The 16,897-nt window shown below is 62.3% G+C and carries 17 protein-coding genes and 1 tRNA gene; 9 read left to right on the top strand and 9 right to left on the bottom strand.

Features of this window, described 5'->3' with window-relative positions; all coding sequences use genetic code 11:
* Positions 1 to 2: 2 nt before the first annotated feature.
* Positions 3 to 1,748 carry a proline--tRNA ligase gene (locus CDE01S_RS00800; protein WP_066702232.1) on the bottom strand — a complete coding sequence of 582 codons (1,746 nt, stop codon included), beginning with the start codon at positions 1,746 to 1,748 and terminating at the stop codon, positions 3 to 5.
* Positions 1,749 to 1,841: 93 nt separating this feature from the next.
* Between CDE01S_RS00800 and CDE01S_RS00795 the strand changes: the two genes are divergently transcribed.
* Both CDE01S_RS00795 and CDE01S_RS00790 read left to right on the top strand, forming a co-directional pair.
* A complete protein-coding gene (locus tag CDE01S_RS00795; RefSeq protein WP_066702231.1) occupies positions 1,842 to 2,468 on the top strand; it encodes an RNA pyrophosphohydrolase in 627 nt (208 codons plus the stop codon).
* A 22-nt stretch (positions 2,469 to 2,490) separates the two neighbouring features.
* Positions 2,491 to 2,964: a CNP1-like family protein gene (locus CDE01S_RS00790; protein WP_218016483.1), complete on the top strand. Its 474-nt coding sequence runs from the start codon at positions 2,491 to 2,493 to the stop codon at positions 2,962 to 2,964.
* A 4-nt stretch (positions 2,965 to 2,968) separates the two neighbouring features.
* Here CDE01S_RS00790 and proB read toward each other — a convergent pair whose 3' ends face one another.
* The 4 genes from proB to rplU form a co-directional block, all read right to left on the bottom strand.
* Positions 2,969 to 4,105: a glutamate 5-kinase gene (proB, locus tag CDE01S_RS00785; protein ID WP_066702225.1), complete on the bottom strand. Its 1,137-nt coding sequence runs from the start codon at positions 4,103 to 4,105 to the stop codon at positions 2,969 to 2,971.
* 57 nt (positions 4,106 to 4,162) lie between these two features.
* The gene (gene cgtA, locus CDE01S_RS00780; protein WP_066702223.1) at positions 4,163 to 5,233 is read right to left on the bottom strand and encodes an Obg family GTPase CgtA; all 1,071 of its coding nucleotides are present in this window, start codon (positions 5,231 to 5,233) and stop codon (positions 4,163 to 4,165) included.
* Positions 5,234 to 5,314: 81 nt separating this feature from the next.
* Positions 5,315 to 5,575 (bottom strand): 50S ribosomal protein L27, encoded by a 261-nt coding sequence (rpmA, locus tag CDE01S_RS00775; RefSeq protein WP_066702221.1) that lies wholly within the window; start codon positions 5,573 to 5,575, stop codon positions 5,315 to 5,317.
* A 12-nt stretch (positions 5,576 to 5,587) separates the two neighbouring features.
* Positions 5,588 to 5,899 carry a 50S ribosomal protein L21 gene (rplU, locus tag CDE01S_RS18035; protein WP_082605348.1) on the bottom strand — a complete coding sequence of 104 codons (312 nt, stop codon included), beginning with the start codon at positions 5,897 to 5,899 and terminating at the stop codon, positions 5,588 to 5,590.
* Positions 5,900 to 6,097: 198 nt separating this feature from the next.
* Here rplU and CDE01S_RS00765 point away from each other — a divergent pair, with 198 nt between their 5' ends.
* The 7 genes from CDE01S_RS00765 (at position 6,098) to CDE01S_RS00735 (ending at position 11,287) form a co-directional block, all read left to right on the top strand.
* Positions 6,098 to 7,027, top strand: coding sequence for a polyprenyl synthetase family protein (locus CDE01S_RS00765; protein WP_066702215.1), 930 nt, complete (start codon positions 6,098 to 6,100; stop codon positions 7,025 to 7,027).
* Positions 7,028 to 7,049: 22 nt separating this feature from the next.
* Positions 7,050 to 7,126: transfer RNA gene (locus tag CDE01S_RS00760), tRNA-Pro, on the top strand.
* A 457-nt stretch (positions 7,127 to 7,583) separates the two neighbouring features.
* Complete coding sequence (locus CDE01S_RS00755) at positions 7,584 to 8,801, top strand: type II secretion system F family protein (protein WP_066702212.1); 1,218 nt, start codon at positions 7,584 to 7,586, stop codon at positions 8,799 to 8,801.
* Positions 8,801 to 9,643: a prepilin peptidase gene (locus CDE01S_RS00750; RefSeq protein WP_066702209.1), complete on the top strand. Its 843-nt coding sequence runs from the start codon at positions 8,801 to 8,803 to the stop codon at positions 9,641 to 9,643. The genes CDE01S_RS00755 and CDE01S_RS00750 overlap by 1 nt, the downstream gene beginning before the upstream one ends.
* A gap of 3 nt (positions 9,644 to 9,646) precedes the next feature.
* Positions 9,647 to 10,255, top strand: a complete 609-nt coding sequence (gene coaE, locus CDE01S_RS00745) for a dephospho-CoA kinase (protein ID WP_066702206.1) — start codon at positions 9,647 to 9,649, stop codon at positions 10,253 to 10,255.
* A gap of 22 nt (positions 10,256 to 10,277) precedes the next feature.
* Positions 10,278 to 11,033, top strand: a complete 756-nt coding sequence (gene zapD, locus CDE01S_RS00740; protein WP_066702204.1) for a cell division protein ZapD — start codon at positions 10,278 to 10,280, stop codon at positions 11,031 to 11,033.
* 35 nt (positions 11,034 to 11,068) lie between these two features.
* Positions 11,069 to 11,287: a DNA gyrase inhibitor YacG gene (locus CDE01S_RS00735; protein ID WP_066702201.1), complete on the top strand. Its 219-nt coding sequence runs from the start codon at positions 11,069 to 11,071 to the stop codon at positions 11,285 to 11,287.
* Positions 11,288 to 11,314: 27 nt separating this feature from the next.
* Here the strand turns inward: CDE01S_RS00735 and CDE01S_RS00730 are convergent, their stop codons facing one another.
* From CDE01S_RS00730 to secA, 4 genes are all read right to left on the bottom strand, one after another.
* Positions 11,315 to 11,806, bottom strand: a complete 492-nt coding sequence (locus CDE01S_RS00730; protein ID WP_066702198.1) for an NUDIX domain-containing protein — start codon at positions 11,804 to 11,806, stop codon at positions 11,315 to 11,317.
* Positions 11,803 to 12,678, bottom strand: coding sequence for an ATP-binding protein (locus CDE01S_RS00725; protein ID WP_066702195.1), 876 nt, complete (start codon positions 12,676 to 12,678; stop codon positions 11,803 to 11,805). The genes CDE01S_RS00730 and CDE01S_RS00725 overlap by 4 nt, the downstream gene beginning before the upstream one ends.
* 125 nt (positions 12,679 to 12,803) lie before the next feature.
* The gene (gene argJ, locus CDE01S_RS00720; RefSeq protein ID WP_066702185.1) at positions 12,804 to 14,042 is read right to left on the bottom strand and encodes a bifunctional glutamate N-acetyltransferase/amino-acid acetyltransferase ArgJ; all 1,239 of its coding nucleotides are present in this window, start codon (positions 14,040 to 14,042) and stop codon (positions 12,804 to 12,806) included.
* Between the two features lie 24 nt (positions 14,043 to 14,066).
* Positions 14,067 to 16,811 carry a preprotein translocase subunit SecA gene (secA, locus tag CDE01S_RS00715; protein WP_066702182.1) on the bottom strand — a complete coding sequence of 915 codons (2,745 nt, stop codon included), beginning with the start codon at positions 16,809 to 16,811 and terminating at the stop codon, positions 14,067 to 14,069.
* Between the last annotated feature and the right edge of the window lie 86 nt (positions 16,812 to 16,897).

Raw genomic sequence — 16,897 nt, 5'->3', positions numbered from 1 at the left:
GCTCAAATCCCCAGCTTGGATGTCACAAAGGCCAGGGCCTCGTTCGCGGGCACCTTGGTAGCGGCCGCATCGCGCCGATGCTGGTACTCCACCACGCCGTCCTTGAGGGCCTTGTCGCCGATGGTGATGCGGTGCGGCACGCCGATCAGCTCCCAGTCGGCGAACATGGCGCCGGGGCGCTCACCGCGGTCGTCCAGCAGAACGTCCACGCCAGCCGCCAGCAGCCCGGCATACAACTGCTCGGCCGCCGTCTTCACTTCCGGGCTGCGGTCCGGGTTGATCGGACACACCACCACCGTGAAGGGGGCAATCGCATCCGGCCAGATGATGCCGCGCTCATCGTGGTTCTGCTCGATGGCAGCCGCCGGCAGGCGCGTGATGCCGATGCCATAGCAACCCATCTCCATGAATTGCGGCTTGCCGTTCTCGTCGAGGAAGGTCGCGTTCATGGCGCGGCTGTACTTGGTGCCGAGGTAGAACACATGGCCGACCTCGATACCACGCTCAATCGCCAGCTCACCTTTGCCATCCGGCGACAGGTCACCAGCCACCACGTTGCGGATGTCAGCCACCAGGTCGGGCTCGGGCAGGTCACGGCCCCAGTTGACGCCGGTGATGTGGGCATCAACTTCATTCGCACCGCAGACCCAGTCTGCCATCACCGCCACCTCGCGGTCGGCAATCACGTTCAAGGGCTGCTTCAGACCTACCGGGCCCAGGTAACCCGGTTTGCAGCCAAAGTGCGCCAGGATCTCTGCCTCGGTGGCAAAACGGAAACCGCCTTCCATGCCCGGCAACTTGCCCACCTTGACTTCGTTCATGTCATGGTCGCCGCGCAACAGCAGCAGCCAGACCGCGGTCTTGGTCACCTGCTCGTAGTCGTTGAGTTCGTCGGTCGCCAGCACGATGGATTTGACGGTTCGTGACAGTGGCAGGCCCAGCAGCTCGGCCACGTCCGGGCAGGTACTCTTGCCCGGCGTCGGCACCTTGGTCAGGGTCTGGCTGGCGGTCGGACGCGGGGCTTGCGGCGCCAGCGCCTCGGCCTTCTCGATGTTGGCCGCGTACTCGCTGGCCGGACAGTAGACGATCGCGTCCTCGCCGGTGGCGGCAATCACCTGGAACTCCTCGCTCAGGTCGCCGCCGATGGCACCGCTGTCGGCCGCCACCGCACGGTAGCTCAGGCCGAAGCGGTCGAAGATCTTGCGGTAGGCCTGCGCCATCACCTGGTAGCTAGCCTTGGCGGACGCCTGATCACGGTCGAAGCTGTAGGCGTCCTTCATGATGAACTCTCGGCCGCGCATCAGGCCGAAGCGCGGGCGGCGTTCGTCACGGAACTTGGTCTGGATCTGGTAGAAATTCTTCGGCAGCTGCTTGTAGCTGCGGATTTCCTGGCGCGCGATGTCAGTCACCACTTCTTCGCTGGTCGGCTGCACCACGAAGTCACGGTCGTGCCGGTCCTTGATGCGCAGCAGCTCGGGGCCCATCTTGTCGAAGCGGCCCGTCTCCTGCCACAACTCAGCCGGCTGGACCACCGGCATGGTCAACTCCACCGCGCCGGCGCGGTTCATCTCCTCACGCACGATGGACTCCACCTTGCGGATCACGCGCAGGCCCATCGGCATGTAGTTGTAGATGCCGGCACCCAGCTTCTTGATCATGCCGGCGCGCATCATGAGCTTGTGGCTCACCACCTCGGCGTCGGCCGGTGCTTCCTTGAGGGTGGAGACGAGAAATTGGGAGGCTTTCATGAGCTGATTTTTCGAGGGGAAACGGGCTGCAGACCTTGATGCACGACGTCGGCCGTGCATAATGGACTCAGTTTAAAAATTTGGGGTTTGATTATGCTTGACCGGGACGGTTTTCGGCCCAACGTCGGCATCATTCTGCTCAACCAGAAGAATCAGGTTTTCTGGGGCAAACGCATACGCACCCACTCGTGGCAGTTCCCGCAGGGTGGCATTGATCGGGGCGAGACCCCGGAACAGGCCATGTACCGCGAGTTGGGCGAGGAGGTCGGGCTTCAGCCCGATCACGTGCGCATCGTGGCCCGGACCCGGGACTGGTTGCGTTATGAGGTGCCGGACCGCTACATCCGCCGTGAGGCACGCGGCCACTACAAAGGCCAGAAACAGATCTGGTTCCTGCTCCAGTTGCTCGGGCAGGACTGGCATCTGAATCTGCGCGCCACCGACCACCCTGAATTCGACGCCTGGCGCTGGAACGACTACTGGGTTCCGCTCGACATGGTGGTCGAGTTCAAGCGCGGTGTCTACGAGATGGCGCTGACCGAGTTGGCGCGTTTTTTGCCCCGTCACGATCACCGCAGCGGCTTTTTGCGTCAGGGCAACCGTGGGCGCGACCTGGAGCAGGTCGCTGCGTCCGCCCCACCAAAAAACATGATTGAATTGCCACCCGGTGCAACCTTTGACCCCGATCCGCAAACCAGCCGAGGATCACATGCCGGCTAAATTCAAGCGTGCACTCACATGGATGGTTCTGCTGATTGCCAGTGTCATCACCGTGCCGGCACACGCTGCCGATGAAGACTGGCAGGAGGCCGAGGCGCCTCCGCCACCGTCTTGGCGCAAAGAGGGCCTGATCGTGATCGAGTTGCCGATCCGTACCAGCCTGATTTTTGGCGTCGACCCCAGCACCCTGACCATTGGCCCCGACTGGGTGGTGCGTTATGTCATGGTCGCCTACAACCCGACCGGCAGTGTGAATGCCATGTACGAAGGCCTGCGTTGCGACACGGGTGAGTTCAAGACTTATGCCCGTGCCAGTGAGCCCGGACATTGGAACATGGTCGCGGCCCCGGTCTGGCGCGAACTGGACAACACCCAGAGCGCGACCCGGCACGCCCTTGCCCTCGCACGTCAAGGCGCTTGCGAGAGCCATGGCATCGGCGCCCGAACGGTGGCAGAACTGATCCGGCGACTGAAAAATCCGCGCCAGGACCCGTGATGCTTCAGCGAGCGAGCACCAGGTTGTCCCGGTGCAGCATCTCCGGCTCGGCGGTATAACCCAGCAGCTTTTCGAATTCAGCCGAAGGCTTGCGGCACAGCAACCGCGCCTCGGAACTGGCGTAATTGGCCAAGCCGCGCGCGATCTCGGTCCCACTTTCGTCCCGCACCGCGATCACGTCGCCACGCGAGAACTCCCCCTCCACCGCGGTCATGCCGATGGGCAGCAGGCTCTTGCCCTCTTCCAGCAGCTTGACCGCGGCGCCGGCATCGACCACCACAGCACCCCGCAGTTGCAGGTGGTCGGCCATCCATTGCTTGCGTGCCTGGTTCTTCTGCGTTTGCGCCACCAGCAGGGTGCCGATCGCCTCGCCGCGCGCCAAGCGGAGCAGGGCATCAGGTTCGCGTCCCCAGGCAATCACGGTGGAGGCACCGGAGCCGGCCGCACGTTTGGCCGCCAGGATCTTGGTGATCATGCCGCCCTTGCCAAGGCTGGAGCCGGCGCCACCGGCCATGGTCTCCAGCGTCGGATCGCCGGCCTGGGCTTCGTGCACGAACTGAGCGGCCGGGTCCTTGCGCGGGTCGGCCGTGTACAGGCCTTTCTGGTCGGTCAGGATGATCAGGGCATCGGCTTCGACCAGGTTGGCCACCAAGGCGCCCAGCGTGTCGTTGTCGCCGAATTTGATCTCGTCGGTCACCACCGTGTCGTTCTCGTTGATCACCGGCACCACGCCGAGCTTGAGCAGCGTCAGCAGGGTGGAGCGCGCATTGAGGTAACGCTCACGGTCGGCTAGGTCGGCATGGGTCAACAGCACCTGGGCACTGCCCAGGCCGTGTTCGCGCAGCCGGGTTTCGTACATCTGCGCCAGGCCCATCTGGCCCACCGCGGCCGCGGCCTGCAGTTCGTGGATCTCGTGCGGACGGCTGCTCCAGCCCAGACGCTTCATGCCTTCGGCAATGGCGCCGCTGGAGACCATGATGACTTCACGTCCCTCGCGCACCAGCGTCGACAGCTGGCGGCACCATTCGCCGATGGCCACTTGGTCCAGACCGCGCCCCTCGTTGGTCACCAGACTGGAGCCGACCTTGACGACAATGCGTCGCGCATCGCGCATGACGCCTGAAGCTGTTTGATGGGTCATTTTGGCTTTTCGCCCTTGTCATCCAGGCGTGAATAGCTATGAATTAAATAGCGGATTTTAGGCGCTGGGCTCATCCTTGAAGCGCGGATCGATCTCCACCGAGGGCTGCTCGGCCACCTGCTGCTTCTTCACCTGCTCGTACACCGCCTTGACCAACTGGTCGCAGCCTTCATGCGTCAGCGCCGAGATCTGGAACACCGGTCCCTTGTACTTCATGCGCTTGACGAAGTCCTTGACGCGCGCCTCGCGCTCCTCTGCCGGCACCATGTCGAGTTTATTCAAAACCAGCCAGCGCGGCTTGTCGTACAGCGACTTGTCGTATTTCTTCAGTTCGGCCACGATGCCCTTGGCCTGCGCCACCGGATCGACGTTGTCGTCGAACGGCGCCATGTCCACCACATGAAGCAGCAGACGGGTGCGTTGCAGATGCCGCAGGAACAGGTGCCCCAGACCTGCACCTTCGGATGCCCCTTCGATCAGGCCCGGCAGGTCGGCCACCACGAAGCTCTGCTCCGGGCCGACGCGCACCACCCCCAGATTGGGGTGCAGCGTAGTGAACGGGTAATCGGCAATGCGCGGGCGGGCATTGGAAATGGCGGTGATGAGCGTGGACTTGCCGGCATTGGGCAGGCCCAGCAGGCCGACATCGGCCAGCACCTTCAGCTCCAGCTTGAGGCTGCGACGTTCACCGGGCCAGCCCGGCGTCTTCTGCCGCGGCGCGCGGTTGATGGCGCTCTTGAAACGCAGGTTGCCGAAACCGCCATCGCCACCTTTGGCAATGGTGATGACTTCACCCGGCTGCAGCAGCTCGAACAGCACCTCGCCGGTTTCGGCGTCGGTGATGATGGTGCCGACCGGCACCTTGAGCGTGATGTCGTCGCCGGCAGCGCCGAACATGTCAGAGCCCATGCCATGCTGGCCGCGCTTGGCCTCGAAGCGGCGTGTGTAGCGAAAATCGACCAGCGTGTTCAGGTTCGGGTCGGCCACTGCAAAGACGTGGCCACCACGGCCACCGTCGCCGCCGTTGGGGCCACCGAACTCCTTGTACTTCTCGTGCCGGAACGAGACGCAGCCGTTGCCACCATCGCCGGCGGCGATGTCGATGAAGGCTTCGTCAACAAATTTCATGACAGTGAGTTTCCAAGGTTTATAAACGAAAAACCCCGCGCTTGAGGCGCAGGGTTTCGCACGGGAGCAAGCGCTGACAGCTTAAGCTGCGGCGGTCACATTCACCGTGTGCTTGTTGAGCGCGCCTTTGACGGCAAACGACACTTGGCCGTCGACCAGGGCAAACAGGGTGTGGTCCTTGCCCACGCCGACATTGGTGCCGGGATGGAACTTGGTACCGCGCTGGCGCACGATGATGGAGCCGGCGCTGATCTGCTGGCCGCCGAAAGCCTTCACACCGAGCATCTTGGGCTTGGAATCGCGCCCGTTTCGCGTAGAGCCGCCGCCTTTTTTCTGTGCCATGACTGATGCCCCTTAAGCAGAAATTGCGCCGATTTGCAGCTCAGTGAACTGCTGACGGTGACCTTGACGTTTCTGATAGTGCTTACGACGGCGCATCTTGAAGATGCGAACCTTGTCGTGTTTGCCGTGAGCCACCACCGTGGCTTTGACAGTCGCGCCGGACACCAAGGGCGTACCGACCTTCAGTTCAGCGCCGTTGCCGACTGCCAGAACCTGGTCGATGACGATCTCTTGGCCTACGTCCGCAGCAATCTGTTCTACTTTAATTTTTTCGCCAGCAGCAACACGATATTGTTTGCCGCCGGTTTTTATGACCGCGTACATGTTGACCTCATTTGTGAATGATCCCTACGGACGGATTCCGCAGAGCCAATAAGTATAGCATAGTTTGGGATTACTAACATACCCGCCCACCCGACTTGGCAGTGCTTCCTATAATCGGCCACCTCCTACCGGCTTTGAAGCCCTGCCACAGTGAACCCAACTCGTCCAGCCAACCCGCTCGCGCTCATCGCCGATGACATGCGTGCCGTGGATCAAGTGATCTCCCAGCGCCTGAACTCAGGCGTCCCCCTGGTCGGTCAAGTCTCACAGTACATCATCGCGGCCGGCGGCAAACGCCTGCGGCCGGCCCTGTTGCTGATGACCTGCGGCGCCCTCGGTTATCAGAGCGCGCAACGCTTCAATCTGGCTGCGGTCGTGGAATTCATCCATACCGCCACCTTGCTGCACGACGATGTCGTGGACGAATCGGTTCTGCGTCGCGGCAACCCCACCGCCAACGAGACCTTCGGCAACCCTGCCAGTGTGTTGGTGGGCGACTTCCTTTATTCCCGTGCCTTCCAGATGATGGTGGAAGCGCAAAACATGCGCATCATGCAGGTGCTGGCCGATGCCACCAACGTGATCGCCGAAGGCGAGGTCATGCAGTTGATGAACATGCACAACGCCGGTCTTGACGAAGCCGGCTACCTGCAGGTGATCCGCTCCAAGACCGCCAAACTGTTCGAAGCCAGCGCCCGTGTCGGCGCCATTCTGGCCGGCGCCGAGCCCGCGCTTGAGGAGGCCTGCGCCGAATACGGCCAGGCACTGGGCACGGCCTTCCAGGTCATTGACGATGTGCTGGATTACGCCGGCGATGCGGCCGTCATGGGCAAGAGCCTGGGCGATGACCTGCGCGAGGGCAAAGCCACCCTGCCCTTGATCGCCGCCATGCAACGCGGCAACGGCAGCCAACGCGAGCTGATTCGTCATGCCATCGAAAACGGAGCCACAGAACAACTCGAGGCAGTGATCGCCATCGTCCGGGAAACCGGTGCACTGGAGGTATCGCGCCAAGCCGCCGCACGGGAAGCCGAACGTGCCGTAGCCGCAGCGCAACGTCTGCCAGCCGGAGCCCATGCCGACAGTCTGCTACAATTGGCGGCTCAGTTGCTGGAGCGTCAGTCTTAACAGGCCGCCGCGGCAACGATATCGGAATGTAGCGCAGCCTGGTAGCGCACTTCGTTCGGGACGAAGGGGTCGGAGGTTCGAATCCTCTCATTCCGACCAGTTTTCCTTCTACGACTCAACGTAGAAATCACAAAGCGGGGTCGAAACCCATCACCCCGCGCCATCCCCCCATCTGCGCCCGGCCTGTTGCTTTGCAACGTCTGCTTGCAATTTGCCTGCCCGCCCCAGATTTACATCAGGCGGGCAATCGGCGATGATCCACGGGTCTTCTTTGGCCCCGTACATTCCCGCCTCATGGCAGCCACTGACTCCGCCACTCAACAACGACCCCTTACCCATGCCCTTCTTGGGCAGAGTCCTGCGCCAACTCGGGCCGGCCTGCCGAGGCCGTTGATGGCCGCCGAAACGATCGGTTCCTCATCTGGCGCCCGCTCCCCGGCCGTCGGACGCCGCATCACCCCCTCTGTACCCAATGACAACGACAATTGGCCGACTCCATGTCAATGAAGTCCAGGTCATCCACAACAAATAACTGACAAGAAACCCGGGGAACCGCATGGCGACAGCAAAATCCAAAGCCGTTAAAGAATTTGTCTTTGAATGGGAAGGCAAGGATCGCAACGGCAAGATGATGCGCGGCGAAATGCGCGCGGGTGGGGAGAATCAGGTGCAGGCGGCCTTGCGGCGCCAAGGCGTTCTGCCGGCGAAGATCAAGAAACGGCGCATGCGCTCAGGCAAGCCCATCAAGGCCAAGGACCTTGCCATCTTCACGCGCCAGCTCGCCACCATGATGAAGGCGGGCGTCCCGCTGCTGCAGGCATTCGACATTGTCGGGCGCGGCAATTCCAACCCCAGCGTCACTCGGCTGCTCAACGACATCCGCACCGATGTGGAGACCGGCACCTCGTTGAGTACCGCTTTCCGCAAATACCCGATGTACTTCGACAACCTCTACTGCAACCTGGTCGAGGCGGGGGAACAGGCCGGTATTCTGGACCAGCTGCTTGACCGGCTGGCGGTCTACATGGAAAAGACCGAGGCCATCAAGTCCAAGATCAAATCGGCCCTGATGTACCCGATTTCCGTCGTTGTCGTCGCCTTCGTCGTCGTCGCGGTGATCATGATCTTCGTGATCCCAGCCTTCAAGGAGGTGTTCTCGTCCTTCGGTGCCGACCTGCCGGCGCCGACCCTGTTCGTGATCGGCATGAGTGAGTTCTTTGTCGCTTACTGGTGGCTGATCTTCGGCAGCATTGGCGGCGGTCTGTATTTCTTCTTTCAGGCCTGGAAGCGAAACGAAAAAATGCAGAAATTCATGGACCGTCTGCTGCTCAAGGTGCCAGTCTTCGGCACCCTGATTGAAAAGTCCATCATTGCACGCTGGACCCGCACTCTGTCCACCATGTTCGCGGCTGGCGTGCCACTGGTCGAGGCCTTGGATTCGGTTGGCGGCGCCGCCGGCAACTCGATCTACCTGGAAGCCACCGAAAGAATCCAGCACGAGGTCTCCACCGGCACCAGCCTGACAGCCGCCATGACCAATGCCAACCTGTTCCCCACCATGGTGCTGCAGATGTGCTCGATCGGCGAGGAATCAGGTTCGATCGACCACATGCTGGGCAAGGCGGCCGATTTCTACGAAGCCGAAGTTGACGACATGGTGGCTGGCCTGTCCAGCCTGATGGAGCCCATCATCATCGTGTTTCTCGGCAGCCTGATCGGCGGCATCGTGGTATCGATGTACCTGCCCATCTTCAAGCTGGGTCAGGTGGTCTGATGCTGGTATCCCCCCTCTTCGATATCACCCTGGCCGGTCTTCTGGGCCTGTTGATCGGCAGCTTCCTCAATGTCGTGATCTACCGCCTGCCCAAGATGATGGAGCGACAGTGGGCGGCCGAATGTGCCGAATTGAACAACCGGGAAATGCCGGAAGCCGAGCCCTTCAATCTCATGATGCCGCGTTCGCGTTGCCAGAAGTGCGGCCACCCCATCCGCTGGTATGAAAACATTCCCGTCCTGAGCTATCTGGGACTGCGCGGCAAATGCTCGGTTTGCGGCACCCCCATCAGCCTGCGCTATCCGCTGGTGGAACTTGCGACCGCTGCCCTGTTTGCCTTCAGCGTCTGGCGCTGGGGCGCCACACCCGCCGCCTTGGCCTGGAGCGCCTTTGCCGCCGCCATCCTGGCACTCGGCCTGATCGACTGGGATACGACGCTGCTGCCCGACGACATCACCCTGCCGCTGCTCTGGGGCGGCCTGATCGCGTCCGCCCTGCAATGGACCCCCATACCGCTGAGCACGGCGCTGTGGGGTGCCGTGGCGGGCTACCTCTCACTCTGGCTGATCTACTGGGCCTTCAAGCTGCTGACCGGCAAGGAAGGCATGGGCTACGGTGATTTCAAACTGTTCGCCGCCCTGGGTGCCTGGTTCGGTTGGTCGGCCCTGATCCCCATCATTCTGATGGCCTCCGTCATCGGTGCCATCATCGGCATCGCCATGAAGTTCAGCAGCGGGCTGCGTGAAGGCGGCTACGTCCCCTTCGGCCCCTTTCTGGCCATGGCAGGCCTCACTGCCATGATTTTCGGCCCGCAAAGCATCCTGCGCCTCATCGGGCTGTAAACGATGCAGGCCGTCATCCGTCTCGGGCTTACCGGTGGCATCGGCAGCGGCAAGAGCACGGTGGCGGCCATGCTGTCCCGCCATGGCGCTGCCGTGATCGACGCCGATGCGATTTCGCGCCAGACCACGGCAGCAGGTGGCGCAGCCATCGAGGCGATCCGTCAGACCTTCGGCCCCGAATTCATCACCCCCGACGGGGCACTGGACCGCGAGCGCATGCGCGAACGCGTCTTCCGCGCCCCGGAGTCTCGCCGGCAACTGGAGCACATCGTTCACCCCTTGGTGGGCCTGGAGACCGCGCGCCAGACCGAGGCTGCGGTGGCGGATGGCCGACGCTGCATCGTGTTCGATGTGCCGCTGCTGGTGGAATCCAGTCACTGGCGGGCCCGGCTGGACCAGGTGCTGGTCGTGGACTGCCGCCCTGAGCTGCAGATCGAGCGCGTCATGCAGCGCAACGGCCTGCCCCGCGAAACCGTCCTGGACATCATGGCCAGCCAGGCCAGCCGGTCCGCTCGGCTGCGCGCGGCCGACCTGGTGCTCTGCAACGACGGCCTCACACTCGATGAACTGGCCATGGAAGTCAAGCAAATCGCTGTACGCTTCGGGCTATGATTCAGGGTCCGGAAATATCAGCGTGATCATCTACGAATACCCCTTCAACGAGCGCATCCGCACCTACCTGCGGCTGGAACATCTGTTCCACCGGCTGACAGAACTGGTTTCACGCGAAGAGCCGCTGGATCACCACTACGCCCTGGCCACCATCTTTGAAGTCATGGATGTGGGCGCACGTGCCGATCTGAAATCGGATGTGCTCAAGGATCTGGACAAGCAGAAACAAGCGCTGCTGGCCTACCGCGGCAATCCTGCCATCGATCAGACCGTGCTGGACGGCGTCCTGCAGCAGATCGAGCGCGGTTTCACCGACCTCAACAACCTGCCCGGCAAGGCCGGCCATGCCTTGACCGAAAACGACTGGCTCATGAGCATCCGCAGCCGCATCGGCATTCCTGGTGGCACCTGCGAATTCGATCTGCCGGCCTACTACGCCTGGCAGCACGAATCCGGCGCCCATCGCCGGGCCGACCTGGAACGCTGGTCAGCCACGCTGGCACCGCTGGCCGACTCCATCCATCTGCTGCTCAAGTTGTTGCGTGATTCGGGCTCACCCCAGAAAGTCATGGCCACAGGCGGCCAGTACCAGCAGAACCTGCCGCAAGGTCGCACCTTCCAGCTGCTGCGTCTCGCACTCGATCCGGCACTCGGACTGATCCCCGAAATCAGCGGCAACCGACTGATGGTATCCATCCGGCTGATGCGGCTCGAAGACGACGACCGGCTGCACGCCAGCAATGAAGATGCGGCCTTCGAATTGACCCTGTGTTCCTGAGGCGGGAGCATCCGGCCTTTTCTTTCCGGCACAGCATGAGCGATTCCGTCAACAACGCCCCCCGCCAGCCCAGAATCGTCGTCTGCCCAACCTGTGGCGGCGACAGCATCTACGCGCCCAGCAACCCCTACCGCCCCTTCTGCAGCGAACGCTGCAAGCAGATCGACTTCGGCGCCTGGGCCAGCGAAGACTTCCGCATGCCCGCCGAGGCACCGCCGGACGATCAGGAGTTCGGCGACCCCAAGCTCCAGTGATTCGAAGCGGAATCCGACCCCAGACCTTTATTTATCTGCGCCAGACGCTATCGAATGTGTAGCACCCTGAAAGCCGCGCTCCTCGGCCAGCCATTGCAGCAGCGGCACCGTCCCGGGTAACACGGGCACCACCTGAACCGGCAACTGCTGCCAGGCGAACGACTGGCTCTCACGCATCTGCAATTCGCCTAGCCACTCGAACACCTTGCAGAAATTCAAGCGCACCAAGGCATGGGGATAGTCAACAACTTCCGACTTCCAAGGGTGAACGGCACCGATATGAATGCCAAGTTCCTCCTCCAGCTCGCGCCGCAAGGCCTGCTCCACCGTTTCACCGGCTTCCAGCTTGCCACCCGGGAATTCCCAGTAGCCCTCATAGACCTTGCCCTGCGGGCGCGAGGTCAGAAGAAAACTGCCATCGGGCCGGATCAGCACGCCCACGGCAACCTCGGTCACAGGCCGGTCTGCGCCGCCTTCGCGCGGGCGGTCGGCATCGGCCATCAACGGGCGTTGTGTCATGCCTGCGCGTGCTTGCCGGCGTAGTCGCGGGCAAACTGGAAGGCCACCCGGCCACTGCGCGAACCGCGTTCCAGGGCCCACACCAGGGCTTCGGGTTTGGCGGCCTCGATGGCGGCAGCGTCGACCTGGAAAGACGACAGCCACTGCGCGACGATGGTTAGGTACTCATCCTGGCTGAACGGGTAGAAACTCACCCACAGACCAAAACGCTCAGAGAGGGAAATCTTCTCCTCCACCACCTCGCCCGGATGGATCTCGCCATCGTCACTCGGCGCATAGCTGAGGTTGTCCTTCATGTACTCGGGCAACAGGTGGCGCCGGTTGCTGGTGACGTAGATCAGCACATTGGGCGTGGTGGCGGCCACCGAACCGTCGAGGATGGACTTGAGCGCCTTGTAGCCCGGCTCACCCTCCTCGAAACTCAGGTCATCACAGAAGACGATGAACTTCTCGGGCCGCTGCGACACCACCTCAACGATATCCGGCAGATCAACCATGTCGGCCTTGTCGACCTCGATCAGACGCAGCCCCTGATCGGCATAGGTGTGCAGACAGGCCCGGATCAGCGATGACTTGCCGGTGCCGCGCGCGCCGGTCAGCAACACATTGTTGGCCGGCAGGCCGCGCACGAACTGCTCGGTGTTGCGCTGGATCTTCTCTTTCTGCTGCTCAATTTCCTTGAGCTGATCCAGATGCATTGCCCCTACATGACGCACCGGCTCGATGACGCCATGGCCTGAGCTGCGCTTGCGGTAACGAAAAGCGATGGAAGCCGTCCAGTCGGGCTGGGCCAGCGGTTGCGGCAGGATGGATTCGATGCGCGCCATCAGCTGCTCGGCACGATCGATCAGACGGTCAAATTTCTCGTTCATGTCTCTACTCGGTGATCGCCTGACTCCCTTCGCAAGCACCCGTGGAACCGGCTTCGCCGGGCCGCTGGGTGCGCCCCCTTGAGGGGGGATGCGAGCTACACGAAGTGAGCGAGAGTCGGGGGTGCTTAACTTCTGTAATCAGCGTTGATGGACACGTAGTCGTGGCTAAGGTCGCAGGTCCAGACCGTGTCTTCAGCCTGGCCACGGCCCAGCACCACACGCACCGTGATCTCGCTTTGTTTCATCACGCGCTGGCCATCCTCCTCGCGGTAGGCCGGGTTGCGCCCGCCCTGCACGGCCACGTGCACATCGTCCAGGAACAGATCGATGCCGGTCTGGTCAAGATCGGCGATGCCCGCATAACCAACCGCCGCCAGGATGCGACCCAGGTTCGGATCGCTGGCGTAAAACGCCGTCTTCACCAGCGGTGAGTGCGCAATGGCATAGGCGACCTGGCGGCATTCGTCGGCGGTCTTGCCGCCTTGCACCTGGATGGCAATGAATTTGGTCGCGCCTTCACCATCGCGCACGATGGCTTGGGCCAGTTGGCGCGCCACCCCCAGCATGGCGGCCTTGAGGGCCCGGCCCTCGGGACTGTCCAGCGACTCGATCGGTGCATGCGCGGCCTTGTTGCTGGCAATGACAACAAAGGAGTCGTTGGTCGAGGTATCGCCATCGACTGTGACGCGATTGAACGAGCCCTCGGCCAACTCACGCGCCAGCTGCTGCATGACTGCTTGGCTGACACGCGCATCGGTGGCCATGAAACCGAGCATGGTCGCCATGTTGGGCCGGATCATGCCGGCGCCCTTGCTGATGCCGGTCACGCTCACCGTGACACCACCGATCACGACCTGCGCGCCAAAGGCCTTGGGCACGGTGTCGGTGGTCATGATACCTTCCGCTGCACGCAACCAGTTGTCCTCACGCGCATCGGCCAATGCCGCCGGCAGACCGGCTTCGATGCGTTCATGCGGCAGCGGCTCCATGATCACACCGGTGGAAAACGGCAACACCTGTTCTGCGTGCAGATTCAAATGCTTGGCCAACGCGGCGCAGGTGCTGCGCGCGCGCGCCAGGCCGTCCTGTCCGGTACCGGCATTGGCGTTGCCGGTGTTGATGACCATGGCCCGGATGCCGCGTCCGGTGGACTGTTGTGCCAGATGCTCGCGGCACACCTGAACCGGCGCAGCGCAGAAACGGTTCTGCGTGAAGACACCTGCCACCGAGGCGCCTTCGTCCAGCAGCACAACCGTCAGATCCTTGCGGTTGGCCTTGCGTATACCGGCTTCGGCCACGCCGATGCGCACCCCGGCGATGGGCAGAAGTTCAGAAGCGTTGGGAGCGGACAGGTTGACTGGCATGGTGCAACTCGGAATTCAAAAAGTTCAACTCAGCTTGCCGTGGCAATGCTTGTATTTCTTGCCGCTGCCGCAAGGGCAAGGATCGTTGCGGCCGACGCGAGGGACGGCAGCCACCTGTGTTGCCGCATCGACCGTGGTTTCCACCTCCCCCGTTTCGGTCGGGGCGGTATAGGTCACGTTGGCAATGTGCTCGGCGCGGCTTTCCAGTGCATCGGCAGCCTCTTCGATCTGCTCGCCCGACTGCACGCGTACCGTCATCAGGACACGGGTGACTTCGTTTTTCACCGAATCCAGCAACTGGCCGAACAACTCGAATGCCTCGCGCTTGTATTCCTGTTTGGGCTGCTTCTGCGCATAACCACGCAGGTGGATACCCTGACGCAGGTAATCCAGCGCACTCAAGTGCTCGCGCCAATGGGTATCGATGCTCTGCAGCAGCACGACGCGTTCGAACTGGGTGAAGTTCTCGGCACCGATCTGGGCCAGCTTGGCGTCGAACGCGGCATTGGCAGCCGCCAGCACCTTCTCAAGCACATCCTCGTCGGTGATGGCACTGGCGTCCTGCACCAGCTGGCGCAGCGGCAGCTCGATCTGCCACTCATCGTGCAGCACCTTCTCCAACCCGGCAATGTCCCACTGTTCTTCCACCGACTCCGGCGGCACATGCTGGTGCACGAGATCGGTGAAACAGCCCTCCCGCAAAGAGGCAATCTGAGCCGACAGGTCGACCGCATCCAGAATGGCGTTGCGCTGCTGGTAGATCACCTTGCGTTGGTCGTTGGACACATCGTCGTATTCGAGCAGCTGCTTGCGGATGTCGAAGTTGCGCGCCTCGACCTTGCGCTGTGCACTCTCGATGCTGCGCGTCACGATGCCGGCTTCAATGGCCTCGCCATCGGGCATCTTGAGCCGGTCCATGATGGCCCGCACCCGGTCGCCGGCAAAGATACGCATCAACGCATCGTCCAGACTCAGGTAGAAACGTGACGAACCCGGGTCACCCTGACGACCGGAGCGGCCACGCAGCTGGTTGTCGATGCGGCGCGACTCATGGCGTTCGGTGGCGATGATGCGCAGACCGCCCAGCGCCTTGACCTTCTCATGGTCCTGGTTCCACTGCGCACGCAGCGCCGCCACCTGCTTGGCCTTGGTCGCGGCATCCAGCGTGGCATCGGCTTCAATCGCCTCGATCGACTTTTCGATGTTGCCACCGAGCACGATGTCGGTACCGCGGCCCGCCATGTTGGTGGCGATCGTGATTACACCGGGACGGCCGGCCTGGGCAATGATGTCGGCCTCGCGCGCATGCTGCTTGGCGTTGAGCACCTGGTGCGGCAGTTTTTCCTTCTGCAGCAGTTCGGCGATGAACTCTGAATTCTCGATCGAGGTCGTGCCGACCAGCACCGGCTGGCCACGCTCATGGCATTCACGGATGTCCTGGATGGCCGCCTGGTATTTCTCGCGCGTGGTCTTGTAGACACGGTCCAGCTGGTCGTCACGCCGGCTCGGACGGTTCGGCGGGATGATCACGGTCTCCAGACCGTAGATCTCCTGGAATTCATAGGCTTCGGTATCGGCCGTGCCCGTCATGCCCGCCAGCTTGTTGTAGAGGCGGAAGTAGTTCTGGAAGGTGATGGAAGCCAGTGTCTGGTTCTCGGCCTGGATGGCCACGCCTTCCTTGGCTTCCACCGCCTGGTGCAAGCCGTCACTCCAGCGCCGGCCCGTCATCAGGCGGCCGGTGAACTCGTCCACGATGACGATCTCGCCGTTCTGCACCACGTAATGCTGGTCGCGGTGGTACAGGTTGTTGGCCCGCAAGGCGGCATACAGGTGATGCATCAGCGAGATGTTGGCCGGGTCATAGAGGCTGGCGCCCTCGGGCAGCAAGCCCGCCTGGCTGAGAATGCGCTCGGCATTCTCATGGCCCTGCTCGGTCAGGAAGACTTGGTGGCTCTTTTCATCCAGCGTGAAGTCACCCGGTTTGGTCACGCCTTCCCCGGTGCGCGGATCGGCCTCGCCCTCCTGGCGCGTCAGATGCGGCACCACCTTATTGATGGCGACATACAGTGCAGTGTGGTCCTCGGCCTGGCCGCTGATGATGAGCGGCGTGCGCGCCTCGTCGATCAGGATGGAGTCAACCTCGTCAACGATGGCGTAGTTCAGACCGCGCTGCACCCGGTCGGCCACCTCGTACACCATGTTGTCACGCAGGTAGTCGAAGCCGTATTCGTTGTTGGTGCCGTACGTGATATCGGCCTGGTAGGCGGCCTGCTTGTCTTCACGGGGCATCTGCGGCAGGTTGATGCCGACCGACAGGCCCAGGAAGTTGTAGAGCTTGCCCATCCACTGCGCATCGCGGTTGGCCAGGTAATCGTTGACCGTCACCACATGCACACCCTGCCCGCCCAGCGCATTGAGATACACCGGCAACGTGGCCGTCAGCGTCTTGCCTTCACCCGTCCGCATTTCCGCAATCTTGCCCTGGTGCAGGGCAATGCCGCCGATCAGCTGTGCATCGAAATGCCGCATCTTCATGACGCGCTTGGAGCCCTCGCGCACCACGGCAAACGCCTCCGGCAGCAAGGCATCGAGCGTTTCCCCCTTGGCAAGCCGGTCGCGGAACTCCTGGGTCTTGCCGCGCAGTTCGTCATCGTTCAGTTTCTCGAACTGCGGCTCCAACGCATTGATGCGGGCCACGATGGTGCGGTACTGCTTGAGCAGCCGATCATTGCGGCTGCCGAAAATTTTGGTGAGGATGTTGGTGACCATGAATGCCCTACCGACCCGCCAGCCCAAAGAGGCCTGCAGGGCAGCGCAATCCTTTTTCAATCAAGATGGAACGAGTCTTCCCAAGG

Source organism: Curvibacter delicatus NBRC 14919 (assembly GCF_001592265.1).
In the GTDB taxonomy this organism is placed as follows: Bacteria; Pseudomonadota; Gammaproteobacteria; order Burkholderiales; family Burkholderiaceae_C; genus Hylemonella; species Hylemonella delicata.
The sequence above is the reverse complement of the archived record's forward strand: the minus strand, read 5'-3'. Positions and strand labels throughout refer to the sequence as shown.

Coding starts and splice junctions, on each gene's coding strand:
- CDE01S_RS00800 (WP_066702232.1), bottom strand. CDS start 1,748: ATGAAAGCCTCCCAATTTCTCGTCTCCACCCTCAAGGAAGCACCGGCC.
- CDE01S_RS00795 (WP_066702231.1), top strand. CDS start 1,842: ATGCTTGACCGGGACGGTTTTCGGCCCAACGTCGGCATCATTCTGCTC.
- CDE01S_RS00790 (WP_218016483.1), top strand. CDS start 2,491: ATGGTTCTGCTGATTGCCAGTGTCATCACCGTGCCGGCACACGCTGCC.
- proB (WP_066702225.1), bottom strand. CDS start 4,105: ATGACCCATCAAACAGCTTCAGGCGTCATGCGCGATGCGCGACGCATT.
- cgtA (WP_066702223.1), bottom strand. CDS start 5,233: ATGAAATTTGTTGACGAAGCCTTCATCGACATCGCCGCCGGCGATGGT.
- rpmA (WP_066702221.1), bottom strand. CDS start 5,575: ATGGCACAGAAAAAAGGCGGCGGCTCTACGCGAAACGGGCGCGATTCC.
- rplU (WP_082605348.1), bottom strand. CDS start 5,899: ATGTACGCGGTCATAAAAACCGGCGGCAAACAATATCGTGTTGCTGCT.
- CDE01S_RS00765 (WP_066702215.1), top strand. CDS start 6,098: ATGCGTGCCGTGGATCAAGTGATCTCCCAGCGCCTGAACTCAGGCGTC.
- CDE01S_RS00755 (WP_066702212.1), top strand. CDS start 7,584: ATGGCGACAGCAAAATCCAAAGCCGTTAAAGAATTTGTCTTTGAATGG.
- CDE01S_RS00750 (WP_066702209.1), top strand. CDS start 8,801: ATGCTGGTATCCCCCCTCTTCGATATCACCCTGGCCGGTCTTCTGGGC.
- coaE (WP_066702206.1), top strand. CDS start 9,647: ATGCAGGCCGTCATCCGTCTCGGGCTTACCGGTGGCATCGGCAGCGGC.
- CDE01S_RS00735 (WP_066702201.1), top strand. CDS start 11,069: ATGAGCGATTCCGTCAACAACGCCCCCCGCCAGCCCAGAATCGTCGTC.
- CDE01S_RS00730 (WP_066702198.1), bottom strand. CDS start 11,806: ATGACACAACGCCCGTTGATGGCCGATGCCGACCGCCCGCGCGAAGGC.
- CDE01S_RS00725 (WP_066702195.1), bottom strand. CDS start 12,678: ATGAACGAGAAATTTGACCGTCTGATCGATCGTGCCGAGCAGCTGATG.
- argJ (WP_066702185.1), bottom strand. CDS start 14,042: ATGCCAGTCAACCTGTCCGCTCCCAACGCTTCTGAACTTCTGCCCATC.
- secA (WP_066702182.1), bottom strand. CDS start 16,811: ATGGTCACCAACATCCTCACCAAAATTTTCGGCAGCCGCAATGATCGG.